Genomic DNA, 17,853 nt, shown 5'->3' on the forward strand with positions numbered 1-17,853 from the left:
CGGGTTTCCGAGGGAGATGCAGCAGCGATGACGTGGGGATGGAGACGTGCCGGCACTGGATTGCTGGGCCTGCTGTTGCTGTGGCTGCCCGTGCAGGCGGCCGCGGCAGGACTGACCGAGACTCCGCGGATGCGTCGCTTCGGCGCGGCCGAAGGGTTGCCCTCGCGCATGGTGCTGGCCCTGGCCGAAGACCGGAAGGGCTACCTGTGGGCCGCCACCGACGACGGCCTGGCGCGCTATGACGGCGTGAGCCTGCGTGTGTGGCGGCACGATCCCGCTGATCCGGCCTCGCTGCCGAGCAATACGCTGGAAACCCTGCTGGTGGACCCCCTCGATCGCGTATGGGTCGGCAGCAATGGTGGCGGGCTGAGCATGCTGGGCAGTGACCGCAACGGTTTCCGCCATTTCCCTGCGCTGGGCCAGGCCTGCACTGAACAGGTCTGGGCGCTGGCCTACACCCAACAGGCACTGTGGGTGGGCAGCAGTGGCAGCGGACTGTGCCTGCTGCACGAGGACGGGCGCGTCGAGCGCCATGTGACCGATGAGGCCGATCCGCATGCGCTGCCCAGCGACACCATCTATTCGTTGCTGGTGGATGCGCAGCAGCGCTTGTGGATCGGAACTGCTGCCGGTCTCGTGCGCTGGGACGGACAGCGCTTCGAGCGTATTGCCGCCGACACGCTGGGCGATGCCAACGTGCTGCGACTCAGCCACGGGCAGGACGGCGGGGTCTGGGCCGGCACCGTGGAAGGGCTGTACCGCGTCGATGCACAGGGGCGCGCGCAGCCGGCGCCGTGGCCACAGGCGGCACAGGCCCGTGCCGGCATGGTGCTGGCTGACCGCCACGGCGGTTACTGGATGGGCACGGCCGATGGCCTGCTCCGCGGAGATGGCCGCCGCCTGGACCTGCTGGAAGGCGATCGCGGCAGCGGCTTCCTCACCGCGCGCAGTGGCGTGCTCGACCTGCTGCAGGACCACGAAGGCGGCGTGTGGGTGGCCCTGCTGACCCAGGGCCTGGCCTATCTGCCTCCGGACTGGCGGCGTTTTTCCACCTGGTACCAGCTCGACGGACAGCCGCTGGAAAGCCTGTACCTGCTCAACGCCAGCGCCGACGGCGACGGCTTCCTGGTCGCCGGCGCGCATGGCGTCTACCGCCTCGACGGTGCCGGCAGGCTGTCGCAGCTGGCCGGCGAACCGCAGGTCGGCAAGAGCGCGGTGTGGTCGGCGGTAAGGCGGAGCGACGGCGGGCTGTGGCTGGGCCGGGCCGGGCGCCTGGACGTGCTTCCGCCTGCCGGTCCGCTGCAGTCGATCGAGCTGGGCGTGGGCAGCGACCCGCAACGCCGCGTGGACCTGCTGCGCCCGCAGCGCGACGGCAGCGTCTGGCTGTCGGTGATCAACTATGGCCTGCAGCACCGCGCCGCCGATGGTCGCCTGTTGCAGGACATTCCCTTCGGGCCGTCGCACGACCTGCCCGAGACCCTGGTCGAACAGCTGCACGTCGATGCCGACGGCGGGCTGTGGGTGGCCGGTGCGGTCGGCCTGCTGCACGCCCGCGACGGGCGTTTCAGCGCGGTGCCCGGCGTGGGCCGGGCAATGGTCTACGACGTGCTGTTCGCCGATGACGGCGCGATGTGGCTGGCCCGGCATGGCGCGCTGGAGCATTACCGGCGCGGCGATGGCGGCTGGAAGCTCGTGGAACGGGTGGGCCCGGAGCAGGGCATGCCCGCGGTGGCCATCGGTGGCCTGGTCCGTGGCCGCAGCGGCCAGCTGTGGGCGACCACGCCGCGCGGCCTGGTGTCCTGGGATCCGCGCACCCGCATGCTGCGCCTGCATGGCGAACGCGATGGCCTGCCGGACGTGGAGTTCACCCTGCGTCCGCCGGCGCTCAATGGCGCTGGCCGTGCGCTGGCGGTCTCGGCCACCGGCCTGGTCGCGTTCGATCCCGATGCCGCGGCGCTGGCATTGCCGGCTTCGCAACTGGTGATCGACGGGCTGCACGTGCGCCGCGACGATGCCGAGCAGGAGCAGGCGATCCCGTTGCCGGGACTGGTCAGCCTTGGCCCGGACGACCGCGACCTGCGCATCACCGCACGCCTGTTGTCCTACGCCGATCCGCAACGCAACCGCTACCGCTTCCGTGTCGGCGGCTATGACCAGAACTGGGTGGAGCAGGGCCACGAGGGCGAGCGCACGCTGTCGCGGCTGCCGGCCGGCCGCTACCAGGTGGAGGTGCAGGGCGCGGTGGGCGATGGCCCGTGGTCACCGGCGCGGCGTTTCGAACTGGAAGTACTGCCACCGTGGTGGCGCAGCCATGCCGCGCTGGCCTGCGCCGGCCTCGTGCTGCTGCTGGCGGCGTGGGCCGCGCTGCGCAGCTACCGGATGCGCCTGCGGCGGCGCAGCGAATGGCAGATGGCCCTGCACAAGCAGCAGGTCGCCGAGCAGGCCTCGCAGGCCAAGACCCATTTCCTGGCCACGCTTGGCCACGAGGTGCGCACGCCGATGACCGGCGTGCTGGGCATGAGCGAACTGCTGCTGGCCACGCCGCTGGACGAGCTGCAGCGCAACTACGCCGGCGCGATCCAGCAGGCCGGTACCCACCTGCTGCGGCTGGTCAACGATGCGCTGGACCTGGCCCGCATCGAGGCCGGCAGGCTGGAGCTGGAACAGCGCGACTTCGACCTGGACCACCTGCTGCGTGAGGTGGTAGGGCTGATGATGCCACTGGCCCGCCGTCGCGGCCTGCGCTTCGTGCAGGAAATCGAGCTGCCCGCACCGATCACCGTGCGCGGCGATGTCACCCGCATCCGCCAGGTGCTGATGAACCTGCTCGGCAACGCGATCAAGTTCACCGAGCGCGGCCACGTCGGCCTGGCCGTGCAGCTGCTCGAAGAGGGCAGTGGCCTGCAGTTCCGGGTCAGCGATACCGGACCGGGCATCAACGCCCAGCAGCAGGCACGGCTGTTCCAGCGCTTCGAACAGGCCGAGGGGCCGCGCACCGCCTCGCGTTACGGCGGCAGCGGCCTGGGCCTGGCGATCTGCCAGGAGCTGGCCGTGGCGATGGGCGGGCACATCGCCATCGACAGCCAGCCCGGGACCGGCGCGGTGTTCACCGTCAGCCTGCCGCTGCCCTGGTCGGTAGGCAGCGGCGCGGTGGGTGCGCGCGCGGCGGAGACGCCGGACGTGGCGCGGCCGTTGCGGGTGCTGCTGGTCGAGGACGATCCGACCGTGGCCGAGGTGATGCTGGGCCTGCTGCGGGCACGCGGCCACCACGTGGTGCATGCCGCGCACGGACTGGCGGCCCTGTCCGAAGTGGCCGCCGGCGCGTTCGATGTCGGCCTGCTCGACCTGGACCTGCCGGCGCTGGACGGTCTTGCGCTGGCCGCACAGCTGCGTGGGCTGGGCTATGACTTCCCGCTGGTGGCGGTCACCGCACGCTCGGATGCCCATGCCGAACAGCAGGTGCGCTCGGCCGGCTTCAGTGGTTTCCTGCGCAAACCGGTGACCGGTGACATGCTCGCCTCGGCAATCGCGGCCGCCCTTGCTGCCGTGCCGTCCGACGAGGTCCTGCCATGACCGCGATGCGCCTGTTGCTGCTGTGCCTGGCACTGCTGCTGGTGCCGGCGCTGGCGCGTGCGCAGGTGCCGGCCACGCCGCAGCCACGCCAGGTGACCGTGGCCGACGGGCTGCCGTCCAACAGCATCAACGGCTTTGCCGAGGACCACTTCGGCTACCTGTGGCTGGCCAGCCGCGATGGCCTGGCCCGCTTCGACGGCCGCAGTTTCCGGGTCTGGCGCATGGAGGACGGGCTGCGCGACAACCTGATCTGGAGCGTGCACGTCGATGCGCGCAACCAGCTGTGGGTCGGCACCCAGTCGGCCGGACTGGTGATGCTGTCCTCGGACCGTCGCCACTTCCGCTTCTACGACCGCAGCGCCTTCCCGCAGATCGGCAGCAACACGGTGTGGGCCATCACCTCCACCCCCGATGGCAGCATCTGGTTCGGTACTTCGGCCGGTGGTCTGCACCGGCTCGGGCCCGATGGCCAGATCCGCCGCTTCATGCCCGAGCCGGGCAACCCGCGCAGCCTGCCCTCGGCCGCGGTCGGGTTCCTGCAGGTGACCCCGGATGGCGCCTTGTGGGTCGGCACCAAGGACGGCCTGGCGCGCTGGACCGGCGGCGGCTTCGAGCGCGTGCCCGACGAACAGCTGCCGATGTCCAAGATCAACGGCCTCTCGCTCGATGCCGACGGCAACCTGTGGGTGGCCACGGTCCGCGGCGCGGTGATGCGCCATGCCGATGGCAGCTTCCGCGCGCCGGAGTGGCGCGGCATCCCGCCGGAGAAGGTGCTCAACGTGCTGGTGCACGGCCGTGACGGCGTGTTCTGGCTGGATACCCGCGATGGGCTTGGCCGGGGCAGGGATGGCCGGGTGGACAACGTGCCGCTGTACAGCGCGGTCGCGCGCGGCCTGGTCAAGCCCAACTGGTCCACCGGCTACGAGGACAGCGAGGGCGGGCTGTGGTTTGCCAGCAGCAATGCCGGGCTGTGGCACCTGCCTGCGAACTGGCGACAGTTCTCGGTGCTGACCCGGCGCGTGGACGCGCCCGATTCGCTGCGCAACGGCTACGCGCTGGCGATCGCTCCGGCCACCGATGGCGGCTTGTGGGTGACCGGCACCGGCGGCGCGCTGGACAAGCTGGACCCGGCCACCGGCCGGGTGGAGCAGCACCTCAGGCCGGTGGATGGCAACAAGTGGGTACTGGCGGTGGCCGAGGACCATGCCGGAAGGGTATGGCTGGGCACGGTTGATGGCCTGGTCCGTTACGACCCGCGCGATGGCGCCACGCGGCGCTGGTCACTTGATGCCAGCGCGGAGGCGGCGATGGCGGGGGAGGCCGAGATCATCCGCGCCTGTGCCGGCGGCCAGGTGTGGATCTATTCGGAAACCGGGGGTATGCAGCTGCGCGATGGCGATGGCCGGGTGCTGCGCCACCTGGCGCCGGGCACCAGCGGGCTGGAGGTCGGCCTGGCGGTGGAGGACATGCTGTGCGGGCCGGAGGAGCAGCCGTGGCTGGCCACCAGTGCCGGCCTGCGCAGTTGGGATCCGGCCAGCGGGCGCTTCATGCCGGTCCCCGGTTCGCCGGCGCGGCACCTGTACACCTTCGCCATTACCGACGCCCAAGTGGTGTGGCTGGTCGGCATGGGCCAGATGGAGCAGCACCTGTGGGACGGGCAGCGGCTGCGCCTGCTGGACCGCATCGGCATCGAGCGCGACCTGCCGGCGCTGGCTGCCAGCGGCCTGGTGGTCGATACGGCGGGCGTGGCCTGGGCCAGCAGCTCGCGTGGCCTGATCCGCATCGATCCGGCCAGCAAGGCGGTGCGCCGCTATGGCGTGCATGACGGCCTGCCCAGCCAGGAGTTCGGCCGCCGCACCCTGGTGCAGTCGCGCGACGGCCAGATCGCCGGTGGCACGCCCGACGGCCTGGTGCTGTTCGACCCGACGCAGGTGCGTCCATCCACGCGGCAGGCGCCGCTGGCGATCGAGCGTGTGGAGGTGCGTCGTGGCGAGGAGGTTTTGGACCTGACCAACGTCACCCCGATGGAACTGGACGATGGCGACCGCGACCTGCACATCGTCGCGCGCCTGCTGTCCTTCACCGATTCCAGCGCCAACACCTACCGCTTCCGGCTGTCCGGATATGACCCGGACTGGGTGGACGTGGGCGCGACCGGCGAGCGCGTGTTCTCGCGGCTGCCGCCGGGGCGCCATGCACTGGAGATCCAGGCGCGCACCGCCGATCACGTGTGGTCGCCGGTGCAGGTGCTGCGCTTCCGCGTGCTGCCGCCGTGGTGGCGAAGCGCAGGCGGCATCGCCGGCTTCATCGTGGCCGGGCTGCTGCTGGCGTGGCTGCTGGCCCATCTGTACCAGCGCCGCGTGCGCCGCCGTGCCGCCCTGCAGCTGGCGCTGCACAAGCAGGAGCTCGCCGAGCAGGCCTCGTTGGCCAAGACCCGCTTCCTGGCCACGCTCGGCCACGAGGTGCGCACGCCGATGACCGGCGTGCTGGGCATGAGCGAACTGCTGCTGGCCACGCCGCTGGACGAGCGCCAGCGTGGTTTCGCCGAATCAATCCGCCGCGCCGGCGAACACCTGCTGCGGCTGGTCAACGACGCGCTGGACCTGGCCCGCATCGAGGCCGGGCGACTGGAGCTGGAACAGCAGCCGTTCGACGTGCAGCAGCTGATCGGCGAGGTCCATGGACTGATGGCGCCGCTGGCCCAGCAGCGCGGGCTGCGCTTCCTGCTGGACAACCAGCTGCCGCCGCGGATCAGTGCCAGCGGCGATCCGATGCGGGTGCGGCAGATCCTGCTCAACCTGCTCGGCAACGCGATCAAGTTCACCGCCCGCGGCAGCGTGTCGTTGCAGGTGCAGGCGCTGCCCGGCAACACCGGCCTGCGCTTTGACATCATCGATACTGGCCCGGGCATCAGCCGCGAACAGCAGAAGCGCCTGTTCCAGCGTTTCGAGCAGGGCGAGGGCGCACGCACCACGGCGCGGTACGGCGGCAGCGGGCTTGGCCTGGCGATCTGCCAGGAACTGGCCGGTGCGATGGGCGGGCGCATCAGCATCGAGAGCGCGCTTGGCCGCGGCAGCCACTTCACCGTTGAACTGCCGCTGCCGTGGGTGGAATCGCAACGGCGTGCCGATGGCGCCGCCGACGGACCGCTGTCGCCGTTGCCACCGCTGCGCATCCTGCTGGTCGAGGACGACCCGACCATTGCCGCGGTGATCAGTGGCCTGCTGGGTGAGCGCGGCCATGAGGTCGTGCATGCCGCGCACGGTCTGGCTGCACTGGCCGAGGCCGCCGGTTCGCAGTTCGACATCGGCCTGCTGGACCTGGATCTGCCTGGCCTTGATGGCCTGGCCCTGGCCCGGCTACTGCGGGTGATGGGCTACGACATGCCGCTGATCGCGGTCACCGCGCGCTCGGACGCCAACGCCGAACCGCATGCCCGCGAGGCCGGCTTCGATGGCTTCCTGCGCAAGCCGGTCACCGGCGAAATGCTGGTCCAGGCGATGACGCGGGTGCTGATGCCGCACCTGGGCGCGCCGGGGCCGGGTTCCGAGCCGGCGCCAGGCGGGTAACGATCGGCGACACGCGCATCACTCCGCCACTTCCTCCACCTGCCGCGGCTCGGGCCGGGTGTCGGCCAGCTGCCAGAACACCAGCGTCGAAGTCAGGGTGATGCCGCCGACGCTGAGGAAGGTGGCGCGCAGCGCGGCCAGGGCGTCCTGGCCCACGGGGAGGTGCTGGCCGAACGCGGCCAGCAGGCTGCCGGCCGTCGCCGCGCCGAAGCCGGCGGCCAGCATCATCACCATCGACAGCAGGCTGTTGCCGGCGCTGTCCTGGGTGCGGTCCAGGTCGCGCAGGGTCACGGTGTTCATCACGGTGAACTGCAGCGAGTTCACCGCGCCGAACAGCGCCATCTGCACGATGCGCCAGCCCAGCGGCTGCTGTGCGGTGATCAGGGTGAAGCTGGCCATCGCCAGGCCGACCAGCACGGTGTTGACCATCAGGATCCGGCGGTAGCCAAAGCGCTGCACCAGTGCCACGGCGCCGCGCTTGGAGGCCATGCCGGCCAGCGCCACCGGGATCATCATCATGCCGGCGTGCAGCGGGCTCATGCCCAGGCCGACCTGGAACAGCAGCGGGATCAGCATCGGCATCGCCCCGCTGCCGATGCGCGAGAAAAGGTTGCCGAGGATGCCGATGCGGAAGCTGGCCACCTTGAACAGCGCCAGCGGGAACAGCGGTGCCGGATGGTTGGCCGCATGCAGCCAGTAACCGGCCAGCGCCGCCAGCCCGCCTACCGCCAGCAGGATCACCAGCGCCCGCGGCGAGCCCAGTGCGGACATGCCATCCAGTGCCAGCGACAGCGCAAGCATGCCGAAGGCCAGCATCAGGTAGCCGGCCAGGTCAAAGCGGGTGCGCTGCAGGGCGCGGTGGTCGGGCATGACCCGTGTGGCCACGATCCAGCCGACCACGCCGATTGGCAGGTTGATCAGGAATACCCAGTGCCAGGAGGCGATCTCCACCAGCCAGCCGCCCAGCGTGGGACCGAGCAGCGGTCCGATCAGCGCCGGGATCGCGATGAAGCTCATCGCCCGCAGGAACTGGTCGCGCGGCACCGATCGCATCACCGCCAGCCGCCCGACCGGCAGCAGCATCGCCCCGCCGACACCCTGCAGCACGCGCGCGGCCACCAGCTGCGGCAGTTGCTGGGCCAGCGCGCAGGCCAGCGAGCCGACGGTGAACAGGATGATCGCGACCAGGAAGATACGGCGGGTGCCGAAGCGGTCGGCAATCCAGCCCGAGGCGGGAATGAAGGTCGCCACCGCCAGCGCATAGCTGAAGACCACCGACTGCATCTGCAGCGGGCTCTCGCCCAGGCTGCGGGCCATCGCCGGCAGCGCCGTATTGACGATGGTCGAGTCCAGCATCTGCATGAAGATCGCCAGCGCGACCAGCCACAGCAGCGGGCGGATGCTCAGGTACTGGCGGGGATCAGGCGTGGTGGCAGGCATGGCGGGCACGACGGTGGCGTGACCGCATTATCGTCACGGCCCCGTGCGCGTCGTGTCGGGGCTGCCGACGGAGAGCTGCCTGCGGCAGCGCAGGGCGCGGCCAGGTTGCTCAGCGGCGGCTGAGCTCATGCACGGCCTGCACCAGCACCGCGACGTTTTCCGGGTTCATGTCCGGCGACATGCCGTGGCCGAGGTTGAATACATGGCCCTCGCGCGAGCCGTTATTGCCGTCGCGGTAGGCATCCAGCACGCGGCCGACCTCGCGACGGATGGCCTCCGGCGCGCCGTACAGGGTGGTCGGGTCGAGGTTGCCCTGCAGCGCGACGCGGCCGGCGGCCACACGCGCGGCGGTATCCAGGCCGGTGGTCCAGTCCACGCCCACGCCATCGGTCCCGGTGGCGGCCAGCTCGTCCACGTACTGGCCGGTGCCCTTGCCGAACAGGATCAGCGGGGTACGCTCGTCGCCCTCACCGCGCTCGAGTTCGGCGGCAATGCGCTGCAGGTAGCGCAGCGAGAACTCGCGGTACATCACCGGCGACAGCACGCCGCCCCAGGTGTCGAACACCTGCAGCGCCTGCGCACCGGCGGCGCGCTGCGCGGCCAGGTAGGCGATCACCGCATCGGTGGTCACTTCCAGCAGGCGGTGCAGGGCGGCCGGCTCGTTCAGCGCCATTGCCTTGATCCGGGCGAAGTCCTTGCTGCCGCCGCCTTCGACCATGTAGCAGGCCAGCGTCCACGGGCTGCCGGAGAAGCCGATCAGCGGCACCTTGCCGTCCAGTTCGCGACGGATCAGCCGCACCGCATCGGTGACGTAGCCCAGCTCGCTCTCCATGTCCGGCACCGCAAGTCTTGCGATGTCGGCAGTGCTGCGCACCGGGTTATGGAACTTCGGGCCTTCGCCTTCGACGAAGTACAGGCCCAGGCCCATTGCATCGGGCACGGTGAGGATGTCGGAGAACAGGATCGCCGCATCCAGGTCAAAGCGCTCCAGCGGCTGCAGGGTGACCTCGCAGGCGATCTCCGGGTTCTTGGCCATGCCCAGGAAGCTGCCGGCACGGGCGCGGGTGGCGCGGTATTCCGGCAGGTAGCGGCCGGCCTGGCGCATCAGCCAGACCGGCGTGCAGTCCACGGGCTCGCGGCGCAGGGCGCGCAGGAAACGGTCGTTGCGGAGGGGGCTGGACACGATGGGTTCCTCGGGAGCGACGCGGCCAGGCCGCGCCGTGAATACGTTTCTGACGGCGCCGTCAGCGCGGCTGCTCGCCATGGGTGAACATGACCTGGAAGCCGCGCTTGAGCTGCTGGTCGCGTGCCTTCTCGAAGGCGTCGGTGGCCTCGTTGCGCTGCAGGTACAGTTCGCGGCGAAGCTGGATGCGCCCGCCGACCTGGCCGCTCTCGCGCAGCAGCTCCCAGCCGCCGAGCAGGTCCGGCTGCAGGGTCAGCTGCACATAACGTGGGTTTTCATTGCCGCTGGGCGGCTGTTGCAGGAAGACGCGCATGGGCCGGATTGTAGCCGGTGCGGGCGTTTGCGCGGGGTGGGGGCCGCGCTCAGCCCTCGCCCAGTACGGCCAGCACCGCCGCCTCGTCCACGTCGCTGACCATCTCGGCGCGGCCGATGCCACGCCACAGCACCAGGCGCAGGCGCCCGGCGATGTTCTTCTTGTCCAGGCGCATGTGCGCGAGCAGGGCCTCGGGCTCCAGCCCGGCCGGGATCGCGGTCGGCAGGCCGAAGTCCTGCAGCAGGCCGCGCAGGGCTTCGGTGTCTTCGGCTGGGGCCATGCCAAGCTGGGCCGACAGCCGCGCGGCCAGCACCATGCCCACCGCCACGGCCTCGCCATGGTTGAGGTTGTCGCTGCCGGGGGCGCCGTAACCCTGGGCGGTCTCGATGGCATGGCCGAAGGTGTGGCCGAGGTTGAGCAGGGCGCGTTCGCCCTTTTCCAGGGGGTCGCGCTCGACGATGCGCGCCTTGTGTTCGCAACTGCGGGCGATGGCTTGGGCCAGCGCCACGCTGTCGCCGGCCAGCAGGGCCGCGCGCTGTTGCTGCAGCCACTGGAAGAAGTCCGGATCGCCCAGCGCGCCGTACTTGATCACCTCGGCCAGTCCGGCACGCAGCTCGCGCACGGGCAGGGTGCGCAGCGCGTCGGTATCGGCGATCACAGCGCACGGCGGATGGAAGGCGCCGACCAGGTTCTTGCCCTGCGGGATGTCGACTGCGGTCTTGCCGCCAACCGAGGAGTCGACCATCGACAGCAGCGTGGTCGGCAGCTGCACGCAGTCCACGCCGCGCATCCAGCAGGCTGCGGCAAAGCCGGCCAGGTCGCCGACCACGCCGCCGCCCAGCGCCAGCACGCAGGCATCGCGCGTGGCTCCGAGCGTGGCCAAGGCGGTGATCGCCTCGCCGAAGCTGGCCAGGGTCTTGGACGCTTCGCCGGCCGGCAGCACGAACTGGCCGATCTTCAATCCGGGCCGCGCCGCCTGCAGTGCCTGCTTCACCTGCTCCAGGTACAGCGGCGCGACGTGGCTGTCGGTCAGTAGCAGCACATGGCGGCCGCGGATCCTGTCGGCCAGCAGCGCGCCATCGCCTAGCAGGCCGGGGCCGATGTGGATGCGGTAGGGGCGTTCACCGCCGACGTCGACGGTGCAGGGGGGAGCGGTCATGCGCGGAGTTCCGTCATCTGCCACTGCGCGGCCAGCCGCAGCACCAGCTGCGCGGTCGCGTCGGTGGGCGTGCAGGTATCGGTGTTGAAGGTCAGGTCGGCCACCTCGCGGTACAGCGGATCGCGCTGCCGGGCCATGGCCTGCAGCACCTGCTCGCGGTCCGGGCGCTGCAGCAGCGGCCGGGTGCGGTCGCGCTGCAGGCGCTGCAGTTGCGAATCCACGCTCACGCGCAGGTAGACCACGAAGCCGCGTTCGCGGATCAGCCGGCGGTTGTCGGCATCCAGCACCGCGCCACCGCCGGTGGACAGCAGGATGCCGCTGCGCTGCAGCAGGTCGGCCAGGACCTGGCGTTCGTACTGGCGGAAGCCGGCTTCGCCGACATGTTCGAAGATGGTGTTGATGCTGGTGCCGGCGGCCTCGACGATGGCCTGGTCGGCGTCGATGAACTCCAGCGTGAAGCGCTCGGCCAGGCGGCGCCCGATGCAGCTTTTTCCGGCGCCCATGGGGCCGACGAGTATGAGGTTGGGGGCCGGATTCATCGCAACCGATGCTAGCACCCGTGCCGGCGCCTTAACACGGCGCTTCCGATGATGGCTGCGCGGAATTTCCCGCGTTCCCAAGGAGATCGCCATGTCGGTTGCCAAGGTCATCGAAGTCAATGCCTCGTCCCAGACCAGCGTCGAGGACGCCGTGCGCAGCGGCCTGAGAAAAGTGGCCGAAACGGTGAAGGGCATCCAGGGTGCGTGGATCAACGAAACCAAGGTGGTCACCGACGGCGCCGGCAATATCCAGGAGTGGCGGGTCAACCTGCGCATCACCTTCCTGGTCGAGTAAAACCCTTCCGGCTGGCCGTCACGGCTGCCTCCCCACGTTTGCATGGCAAGGCAGTGACGGAGCAGCGGCATGCGGTGGTTACGGTGGCTGGTGGGTATGGTCCTGTGCATGCAGGTATCCAGCGTGCAGGCGGTGACGCTTTCCAGCCTGCAGGAGTTCAGCCAGCTGCATGGCAGCTATGGGCCCGGAGGTGACTGCACGCGAACGCCGCGCATCACCGTGGACCGGGCAGGGTTTGGTTTCGAGGTCGGCACGCAGGCCTTGCGTGCCGACCGTCCCGAGTACGCCGCCAGCTTTGCCGGCCCGGCGTACGAGGGCAGCAGCCTGTGGTTCTTCCCGTGGTTCAGCGAGTCCGGACCGAACCCGCTGCTGCTGGTGTTCAATGCCGGCGAGAAGCCGGGCGTGCTGGTGGTGGAGGCCGCCGACCACGGGCATCCGGGCATGCCGCCATTGAGCCCGGCGCATCGCGCGCTGGTGCAGGGGTCGCCCTATCTCAGGTGTCGTTGACCTGACCCGGGACCTGCCGCCGGGCATCGAGTGGCACTACGCGATCAGCCAGGCCGGGCAGGGTGCGCAGCGCCTGGCGGCTGACGCGCTCGAAGTGCTGCACGAAGCGGCCGACCTGCTGCCGGTCCATGCCGCCTGGCCTTGCAGCGGACTTGCGCAGGGCCTGTTCCTGCTGCCAGCGCCACTGCACCACCACGTCGAAATCCGGCGGCTGCAGGAACCAAAGCCGGTCCCACTGTGCCCACAGCGCCGGGTAATCACGAGCCAGTGCATCGTTGCACCCGCGGCGCCAGCGACCGTCGCCGTCGTCCACGCGTTCCAGTTCGTTGATCGGTTCGACCAGCGCGCCCGGCGCCTGCGCTGGCGTGCCGAGGAACCAGCCTTCGAACACCAGCAGGTCCAGCGGTGCCACGACGGATGTCCACCCGGATTCGGGCAGGCGGTCGTCGGCGAGCTTGTCAAAGCGCGGCAGGCGCAGCCGGCGCCCGGCCCGCACCGCATCGAACACGGACAGCGCGAGCGGGATGTCATGGGTGCCCGGCGGGCCGCGCGTGGCCAGCAGCGGATGCACGGTGGCGGCCAGGTGCCGGCGCTGCGCCGCGGTCAGGTAGAGATCGTCGATCGACAGCGTGGCCGCCTGCAGCCCGCGCCGGCGTGCCAGCGCCACCACCCGCGCGGCGAGGGTGGACTTGCCGCTGCCCTGCAGGCCGCTGATCGCAAGCACGGCGGGGCGGTTGCCGCCGTCCAGTGCATCGGCCAGCGCGGCTTCGACAATGACGATAGGAAAGCCGGAAGCGGGCGGGGCGTGCGGGCGCGGGGACATGTGGCCACAATAGCCCAACCCTTGCAGCCGCACGCCACGATGACCGACCTGTACGCCGAAGCGCTTTCCACTTTCGCCCAGTTGTTCGAGGAAGCCCGCAGCGCTGGCACCGAGATCGAACCCAACGCGATGACCGTGGCCACTGCCACCCCGGACGGACGGCCGTCGGCGCGCACCGTGCTGCTGAAGTCCTTCGACGAGCGCGGCTTCGTGTTCTACACCCACCTGGACAGCCACAAGGGTCGCGAGCTGCACGCCAATCCGCAGGTTGCGCTGCTGCTGCTGTGGCGCAGCCTGCGCGAGGCCGGCGTGCAGGTCCGGGTTGAGGGCATCGCCCAGCAGGTGTCGGCCGAAGAGGCCGATGCCTATTTCGCCAGCCGTCCGCGGGTCAGCCAGCTCGGCGCCTGGGCCTCGATCCAGTCGCAGACACTGGCCTCGCGCGGGGAGTTCGAGCAGCGCCTGGCAAGGGTGGAAGCGCAGTTCGAAGGCCGCGACGTGCCGCGTCCGGAGGGCTGGAGCGGCATCCGCGTGGTGCCGGAGCGTTTCGAGTTCTGGTACGGCGCGCAGTTCCGCCTGCACGAGCGCTGGTGCTACGAGGCCGATGCCGCCGGCCATTGGTCCAAGCGCATGCTCTATCCCTGAGCCGGCGATGCAGTTGCAACCGGTCTACCGCGTCACCGTGTTCGTGCCGCCCGAGGCGCTGGTGACGCTGAAGCAAGGCATCGTCGCCGCCGATCCCCTGGCGGCCGGCGGCTATGCCGAAGGCATGTGGGAATCGGCGCCGGGGCAGGAGCAGTTCCGCGTGCTGGAAGGCACGCACAGCACTGCCGGAAACGCCGGGGAACTGGTGGTCCTGCCCAGCGTGCGCCTGGAGTTCTGCCTGCCGCGCGACGATGCCCGGTTGCAGAAGGTGCTGGACGCCATCGCCGTCCACCATCCGTGGAACAGCCCGGCGGTGTTCGTCGATTCCGTGGCCTTCGCTACACCCTGATCGATCAGACCGGCTTGGCCGGGGCCAGCCCGGTGTAGCGCGCCCGTGGGCGGATCAACGTGCCCAGTGCCTGCTGTTCCAGCGCATGCGCCAGCCAGCCGGTGAGGCGGGCACCGGCGAACATCACCAGCGCGTGGCTGCCGGGCAGGTCATGCACGTAGCAGATCGCGGCGAGCAGGCCGTCGATGTTGGGGTGCTGGCCGCTGGTCTCGGCGGTGGCGGCGATCACCGCTTCCACCTCACCCATGCGCGGCGCATCACCGCGCAGTTCGCGCAATACGCGCAGCACTTCGGCACCGCGCGGGTCGCCGTCCGGATACAGCACATGGTTGAAGCCGGGCAGCTCGTCGCCGCGGCGCCAGCGCTCGCGGATGAAGGCGGCCGGGTCGCCGCTGGCCACGGCATCGACCAGCAGGGCATGCGCACGCGCGGTGGCACCGCCGTGGCGCGGGCCCGACATCGCCGCCAGACCGGCGCAGACCGTGGCGTGCAGGTGGGCGCCGGTGGAGGCGACCACGCGCGCGGCAAACGCCGAGACGTTGAGTTCGTGGTCGGCGCACAGCACCAGGGCGCTGCGCACCAGCTCGGCAAAGCCGGCATCGCCGGGCTGCCAGCTGTCGGCGAGCAGCGCGTGGACCGGGCGCGCATCGGGCTGGGTGCCGACCAGCAGCGCGGCGGTCTGCCGCAACAGGGTGGCGGCGACCTCGCGGCGCACCGGCGCTGCGGAATTGAGTGACTGGCGTTGTTCCAGTGCCAGCAGCGGGATGCACGCCAGGGTGCGCTCCAGCGGTGGCAGCGAGGCATCCAGCGCCAGCGGCGCGACGCGCTGCGGCCACTGCGCCGGGGCAGCGGTGGCAAAGGGGTCCTGTTCCTCGCATTCCCACAGCAGGCGGGCGATGTCCTCCAGCGTGGCGCCGGCCTGGGCGGCGGCCACCGCCGAGCGCCCGCGGTAGTAGGGCGAGTCCGGGCGGATCAGCGAGATCCGCGTCTCCAGCACCGGCAGGCCGCGGTCCAGGCTCTGCGCCGCGCCGCGCGCGGCCCCGCGCCCGGCCTGCTTGCGCTGCAGCAGCCGTTCCACCTCCGCCCGCAGGTAGACGCGGCTGCGCGCTTCCGGGCCCGGCCGCGAGCTCAGTTGTCCCCGGCTTACATAGGCGTACAACGTGGCGGGGCTGATGCCGAGCAGGGCGCAGGCCTCGCTGGCAGGGATCAGTTCGGCGTCGGTGGGCTGGGGCATGATGGGTTGATTTATTGAATCAAGATTGATCAATGGTTGTGAGAGTGACACATTGCCGGCCATAGCGGAACGGCAACCGTCGCCGCCGCCAGGACCAGGAGTGATGTCATGAGTCTTTCTTCCGCCGGTGCCGCCTTCCGCGCTGCTCTGGCCGCCGAATCCCCGCTGCAGGTGATCGGCGCGATCAATGCCAACCATGCCCTGCTGGCCAAGCGCGCCGGCTACCGTGCCATCTACCTGTCCGGTGGCGGCGTCGCCGCCGGCTCGCTGGGCCTGCCGGACCTGGGCATCAACACCCTGGAAGACGTGCTCATCGACGTGCGCCGCATCACCGACGTGTGCGACCTGCCGCTGATGGTGGACATCGACACCGGATTTGGCCCCAGCGCGTTCAACATCGCCCGTACCGTCAAGAGCCTGATCAAGGCTGGCGCGGCGGCCTGCCACATCGAGGACCAGGTCGGTGCCAAGCGCTGCGGCCACCGTCCGGGCAAGGAAATCGTCACCCAGGGCGAGATGGTCGACCGGGTGAAGGCCGCGGCCGATGCGAAGACCGATCCGGACTTCTTCCTGATCGCACGCACCGACGCCATCCAGGTCGATGGCGTGGACGCGGCGATCGAACGCGCCATCGCCTGCGTGGAAGCCGGCGCCGACGGCATCTTCGCCGAGGCCGCCTATGACCTGGACACCTACCGTCGCTTCGTCGACGCGGTAAAAGTGCCGGTGCTGGCCAACATCACCGAGTTCGGCAAGACCCCGCTGTTCACCCGCGAGGAACTGGCATCGGCCGGCGTGGCCATCCAGCTGTTCCCGCTGTCGGCGTTCCGCGCGGCCAACAAGGCCGCCGAGAACGTGTACGCATCCATCCGTCGCGACGGCCACCAGAAGAACGTGGTCGACACCATGCAGACCCGCGAGGAACTGTACGACCGCATCGGCTACCACGCCTTCGAGCAGCAGCTCGATGCGTTGTTCGTAGCCAAGAAGTAATCCGATCAAACCGCTTTCCGGAGGGAACATGAGCGAATCCACCACCGCCCCGGCGTTCAAGCCGAAGAAGTCCGTCGCCCTGTCCGGCACCGCCGCCGGCAACACCGCGCTGTGTACCGTCGGCCGCAGCGGCAACGACCTGCATTACCGCGGCTACGACATCCTGGACCTGGCCCGCACCTGCGAGTTCGAGGAAATCGCCCACCTGCTGGTGCACGGCAAGCTGCCGACCCGCGCCGAGCTGGTTGCCTACAAGGCCAAGCTGAAGTCGCTGCGTGGCCTGCCGGCCGCGGTCAAGTCGGCGCTGGAGGAGCTGCCGCCGTCGGCCCACCCGATGGACGTGATGCGCACCGGTGTCTCGGTGCTGGGTTGCGTGTCGCCGGAGAAGGACGACCACAACCACCCCGGCGCGCGTGACATCGCCGACAAGCTGATGGCCTGCCTCGGCTCGATGCTGCTGTACTGGTACCACTGGAGCCACAACGGCCGCGTCATCGACGTGGAAACCGACGACGACTCCATCGGCGGCCACTTCCTGCACCTGCTGCACGGCGAGAAGCCGCACGACTCGTGGGTCAAGGCGATGCACACCTCGCTGATCCTGTACGCCGAGCACGAGTTCAACGCCTCGACCTTCACCTGCCGCGTCATCGCCGGCACCGGTTCGGACATGTACAGCGCCATCGCCGGCGGCATCGGCGCGCTGCGCGGTCCCAAGCACGGTGGCGCCAACGAGGTCGCCTTCGAGGTGCAGAAGCGCTATGACAGCCCGGACGAGGCCGAGGCCGACATCAAGGCCCGCGTCGAGCGCAAGGAAGTGATCATCGGTTTCGGCCACCCGGTCTACACCGTGTCCGATCCGCGCAACCAGGTCATCAAGGACGTGGCGCGCGAGCTGTCCGACGAGCAGGGCAACCGCAAGATGTACGACATCGCCGAGCGCCTGGAGTCGGTGATGTGGGACATCAAGAAGATGTTCCCGAACCTGGACTGGTTCAGCGCGGTCAGCTACCACATGATGGGCGTGCCCACCGCGATGTTCACCCCGCTGTTCGTGATCGCCCGCACCGCCGGCTGGAGCGCGCACATCATCGAACAGCGCATCGACGGCAAGATCATCCGTCCCAGCGCCAACTACACCGGCCCGGAAGACCAGGCGTTCGTGCCGATCGACCAGCGCCGCTGATCGCGCCGCGGCCTCCCCGCACGCGGGGAGGCCTGCCATGGAAGCGGC

General features: G+C 70.1%; 15 protein-coding genes. 8 read left to right on the forward strand and 7 right to left on the reverse strand.

What is annotated here, in order from left to right; genetic code table 11:
* Positions 1–27 precede the first annotated feature (27 nt).
* Positions 28–3,573, forward strand: a complete 3,546-nt coding sequence (locus tag LG380_RS00740) for an ATP-binding protein (RefSeq protein WP_225763141.1) — start codon at positions 28–30, stop codon at positions 3,571–3,573.
* Entirely contained in the window at positions 3,570–7,142 is a 3,573-nt protein-coding gene (locus LG380_RS00745) for an ATP-binding protein (RefSeq protein ID WP_225763142.1), read from the forward strand. The genes LG380_RS00740 and LG380_RS00745 overlap by 4 nt, the downstream gene beginning before the upstream one ends.
* Positions 7,143–7,160: 18 nt before the next feature.
* Here LG380_RS00745 and mdtD read toward each other — a convergent pair whose 3' ends face one another.
* From mdtD to LG380_RS00770, 5 genes are all read right to left on the reverse strand, one after another.
* Positions 7,161–8,582 carry a multidrug transporter subunit MdtD gene (mdtD, locus tag LG380_RS00750; RefSeq protein ID WP_225766390.1) on the reverse strand — a complete coding sequence of 474 codons (1,422 nt, stop codon included), beginning with the start codon at positions 8,580–8,582 and terminating at the stop codon, positions 7,161–7,163.
* A gap of 109 nt (positions 8,583–8,691) precedes the next feature.
* Positions 8,692–9,765: a uroporphyrinogen decarboxylase gene (hemE, locus tag LG380_RS00755; RefSeq protein ID WP_225763143.1), complete on the reverse strand. Its 1,074-nt coding sequence runs from the start codon at positions 9,763–9,765 to the stop codon at positions 8,692–8,694.
* Positions 9,766–9,826: 61 nt separating this feature from the next.
* On the reverse strand, positions 9,827–10,078 hold the full coding sequence (locus tag LG380_RS00760; RefSeq protein WP_225763144.1) for a WGR domain-containing protein: 252 nt from the start codon (positions 10,076–10,078) through the stop codon (positions 9,827–9,829).
* 49 nt (positions 10,079–10,127) lie between these two features.
* On the reverse strand, positions 10,128–11,237 hold the full coding sequence (aroB, locus tag LG380_RS00765; protein WP_225763145.1) for a 3-dehydroquinate synthase: 1,110 nt from the start codon (positions 11,235–11,237) through the stop codon (positions 10,128–10,130).
* Positions 11,234–11,776, reverse strand: coding sequence for a shikimate kinase (locus LG380_RS00770; RefSeq protein ID WP_225763146.1), 543 nt, complete (start codon positions 11,774–11,776; stop codon positions 11,234–11,236). Before LG380_RS00770 ends, aroB begins: the two co-directional genes overlap by 4 nt.
* Before the next feature lie 91 nt (positions 11,777–11,867).
* Here LG380_RS00770 and LG380_RS00775 point away from each other — a divergent pair, with 91 nt between their 5' ends.
* The gene (locus LG380_RS00775) at positions 11,868–12,071 is read left to right on the forward strand and encodes a dodecin family protein (RefSeq protein WP_225763147.1); all 204 of its coding nucleotides are present in this window, start codon (positions 11,868–11,870) and stop codon (positions 12,069–12,071) included.
* Positions 12,072–12,140: 69 nt separating this feature from the next.
* Positions 12,141–12,578: a hypothetical protein gene (locus LG380_RS00780; protein WP_225763148.1), complete on the forward strand. Its 438-nt coding sequence runs from the start codon at positions 12,141–12,143 to the stop codon at positions 12,576–12,578.
* On the opposite strand, the gene LG380_RS00785 is transcribed toward LG380_RS00780, so the two are convergent.
* Positions 12,565–13,401: a kinase gene (locus tag LG380_RS00785; RefSeq protein ID WP_225763149.1), complete on the reverse strand. Its 837-nt coding sequence runs from the start codon at positions 13,399–13,401 to the stop codon at positions 12,565–12,567. The two genes, LG380_RS00780 and LG380_RS00785, sit on opposite strands and share 14 nt — an antisense overlap.
* A gap of 39 nt (positions 13,402–13,440) precedes the next feature.
* Here LG380_RS00785 and pdxH point away from each other — a divergent pair, with 39 nt between their 5' ends.
* A complete protein-coding gene (gene pdxH / locus LG380_RS00790; protein ID WP_225763150.1) occupies positions 13,441–14,043 on the forward strand; it encodes a pyridoxamine 5'-phosphate oxidase in 603 nt (200 codons plus the stop codon).
* A gap of 7 nt (positions 14,044–14,050) precedes the next feature.
* The gene (locus LG380_RS00795; RefSeq protein ID WP_225763151.1) at positions 14,051–14,392 is read left to right on the forward strand and encodes a hypothetical protein; all 342 of its coding nucleotides are present in this window, start codon (positions 14,051–14,053) and stop codon (positions 14,390–14,392) included.
* A gap of 4 nt (positions 14,393–14,396) precedes the next feature.
* Here LG380_RS00795 and LG380_RS00800 read toward each other — a convergent pair whose 3' ends face one another.
* Positions 14,397–15,626 carry a citrate synthase family protein gene (locus tag LG380_RS00800; protein ID WP_225763152.1) on the reverse strand — a complete coding sequence of 410 codons (1,230 nt, stop codon included), beginning with the start codon at positions 15,624–15,626 and terminating at the stop codon, positions 14,397–14,399.
* A gap of 108 nt (positions 15,627–15,734) precedes the next feature.
* On the opposite strand from LG380_RS00800, the gene prpB reads away from it, so the two are divergent.
* Both prpB and prpC read left to right on the forward strand, forming a co-directional pair.
* Positions 15,735–16,619, forward strand: coding sequence for a methylisocitrate lyase (gene prpB, locus LG380_RS00805; RefSeq protein WP_225763153.1), 885 nt, complete (start codon positions 15,735–15,737; stop codon positions 16,617–16,619).
* A gap of 28 nt (positions 16,620–16,647) precedes the next feature.
* On the forward strand, positions 16,648–17,805 hold the full coding sequence (gene prpC / locus LG380_RS00810) for a 2-methylcitrate synthase (RefSeq protein ID WP_225763154.1): 1,158 nt from the start codon (positions 16,648–16,650) through the stop codon (positions 17,803–17,805).
* Positions 17,806–17,853: the final 48 nt, after the last annotated feature.

This window comes from Stenotrophomonas sp. Marseille-Q4652 (genome assembly GCF_916618915.1).
Taxonomy (GTDB): Bacteria; Pseudomonadota; Gammaproteobacteria; order Xanthomonadales; family Xanthomonadaceae; genus Stenotrophomonas.

What these genes read in the sequence shown, in the direction of transcription:
- pdxH (WP_225763150.1), top strand. Translation starts at nt 13,441, where the DNA reads ATGACCGACCTGTACGCCGAAGCGCTTTCCACTTTCGCCCAGTTGTTC.
- LG380_RS00795 (WP_225763151.1), top strand. Translation starts at nt 14,051, where the DNA reads ATGCAGTTGCAACCGGTCTACCGCGTCACCGTGTTCGTGCCGCCCGAG.
- LG380_RS00800 (WP_225763152.1), bottom strand. Translation starts at nt 15,626, where the DNA reads ATGCCCCAGCCCACCGACGCCGAACTGATCCCTGCCAGCGAGGCCTGC.
- LG380_RS00785 (WP_225763149.1), bottom strand. Translation starts at nt 13,401, where the DNA reads ATGTCCCCGCGCCCGCACGCCCCGCCCGCTTCCGGCTTTCCTATCGTC.
- mdtD (WP_225766390.1), bottom strand. Translation starts at nt 8,582, where the DNA reads ATGCCTGCCACCACGCCTGATCCCCGCCAGTACCTGAGCATCCGCCCG.
- prpB (WP_225763153.1), top strand. Translation starts at nt 15,735, where the DNA reads ATGAGTCTTTCTTCCGCCGGTGCCGCCTTCCGCGCTGCTCTGGCCGCC.
- prpC (WP_225763154.1), top strand. Translation starts at nt 16,648, where the DNA reads ATGAGCGAATCCACCACCGCCCCGGCGTTCAAGCCGAAGAAGTCCGTC.
- aroB (WP_225763145.1), bottom strand. Translation starts at nt 11,237, where the DNA reads ATGACCGCTCCCCCCTGCACCGTCGACGTCGGCGGTGAACGCCCCTAC.
- LG380_RS00760 (WP_225763144.1), bottom strand. Translation starts at nt 10,078, where the DNA reads ATGCGCGTCTTCCTGCAACAGCCGCCCAGCGGCAATGAAAACCCACGT.
- LG380_RS00745 (WP_225763142.1), top strand. Translation starts at nt 3,570, where the DNA reads ATGACCGCGATGCGCCTGTTGCTGCTGTGCCTGGCACTGCTGCTGGTG.
- LG380_RS00775 (WP_225763147.1), top strand. Translation starts at nt 11,868, where the DNA reads ATGTCGGTTGCCAAGGTCATCGAAGTCAATGCCTCGTCCCAGACCAGC.
- LG380_RS00780 (WP_225763148.1), top strand. Translation starts at nt 12,141, where the DNA reads ATGCGGTGGTTACGGTGGCTGGTGGGTATGGTCCTGTGCATGCAGGTA.
- LG380_RS00770 (WP_225763146.1), bottom strand. Translation starts at nt 11,776, where the DNA reads ATGAATCCGGCCCCCAACCTCATACTCGTCGGCCCCATGGGCGCCGGA.
- LG380_RS00740 (WP_225763141.1), top strand. Translation starts at nt 28, where the DNA reads ATGACGTGGGGATGGAGACGTGCCGGCACTGGATTGCTGGGCCTGCTG.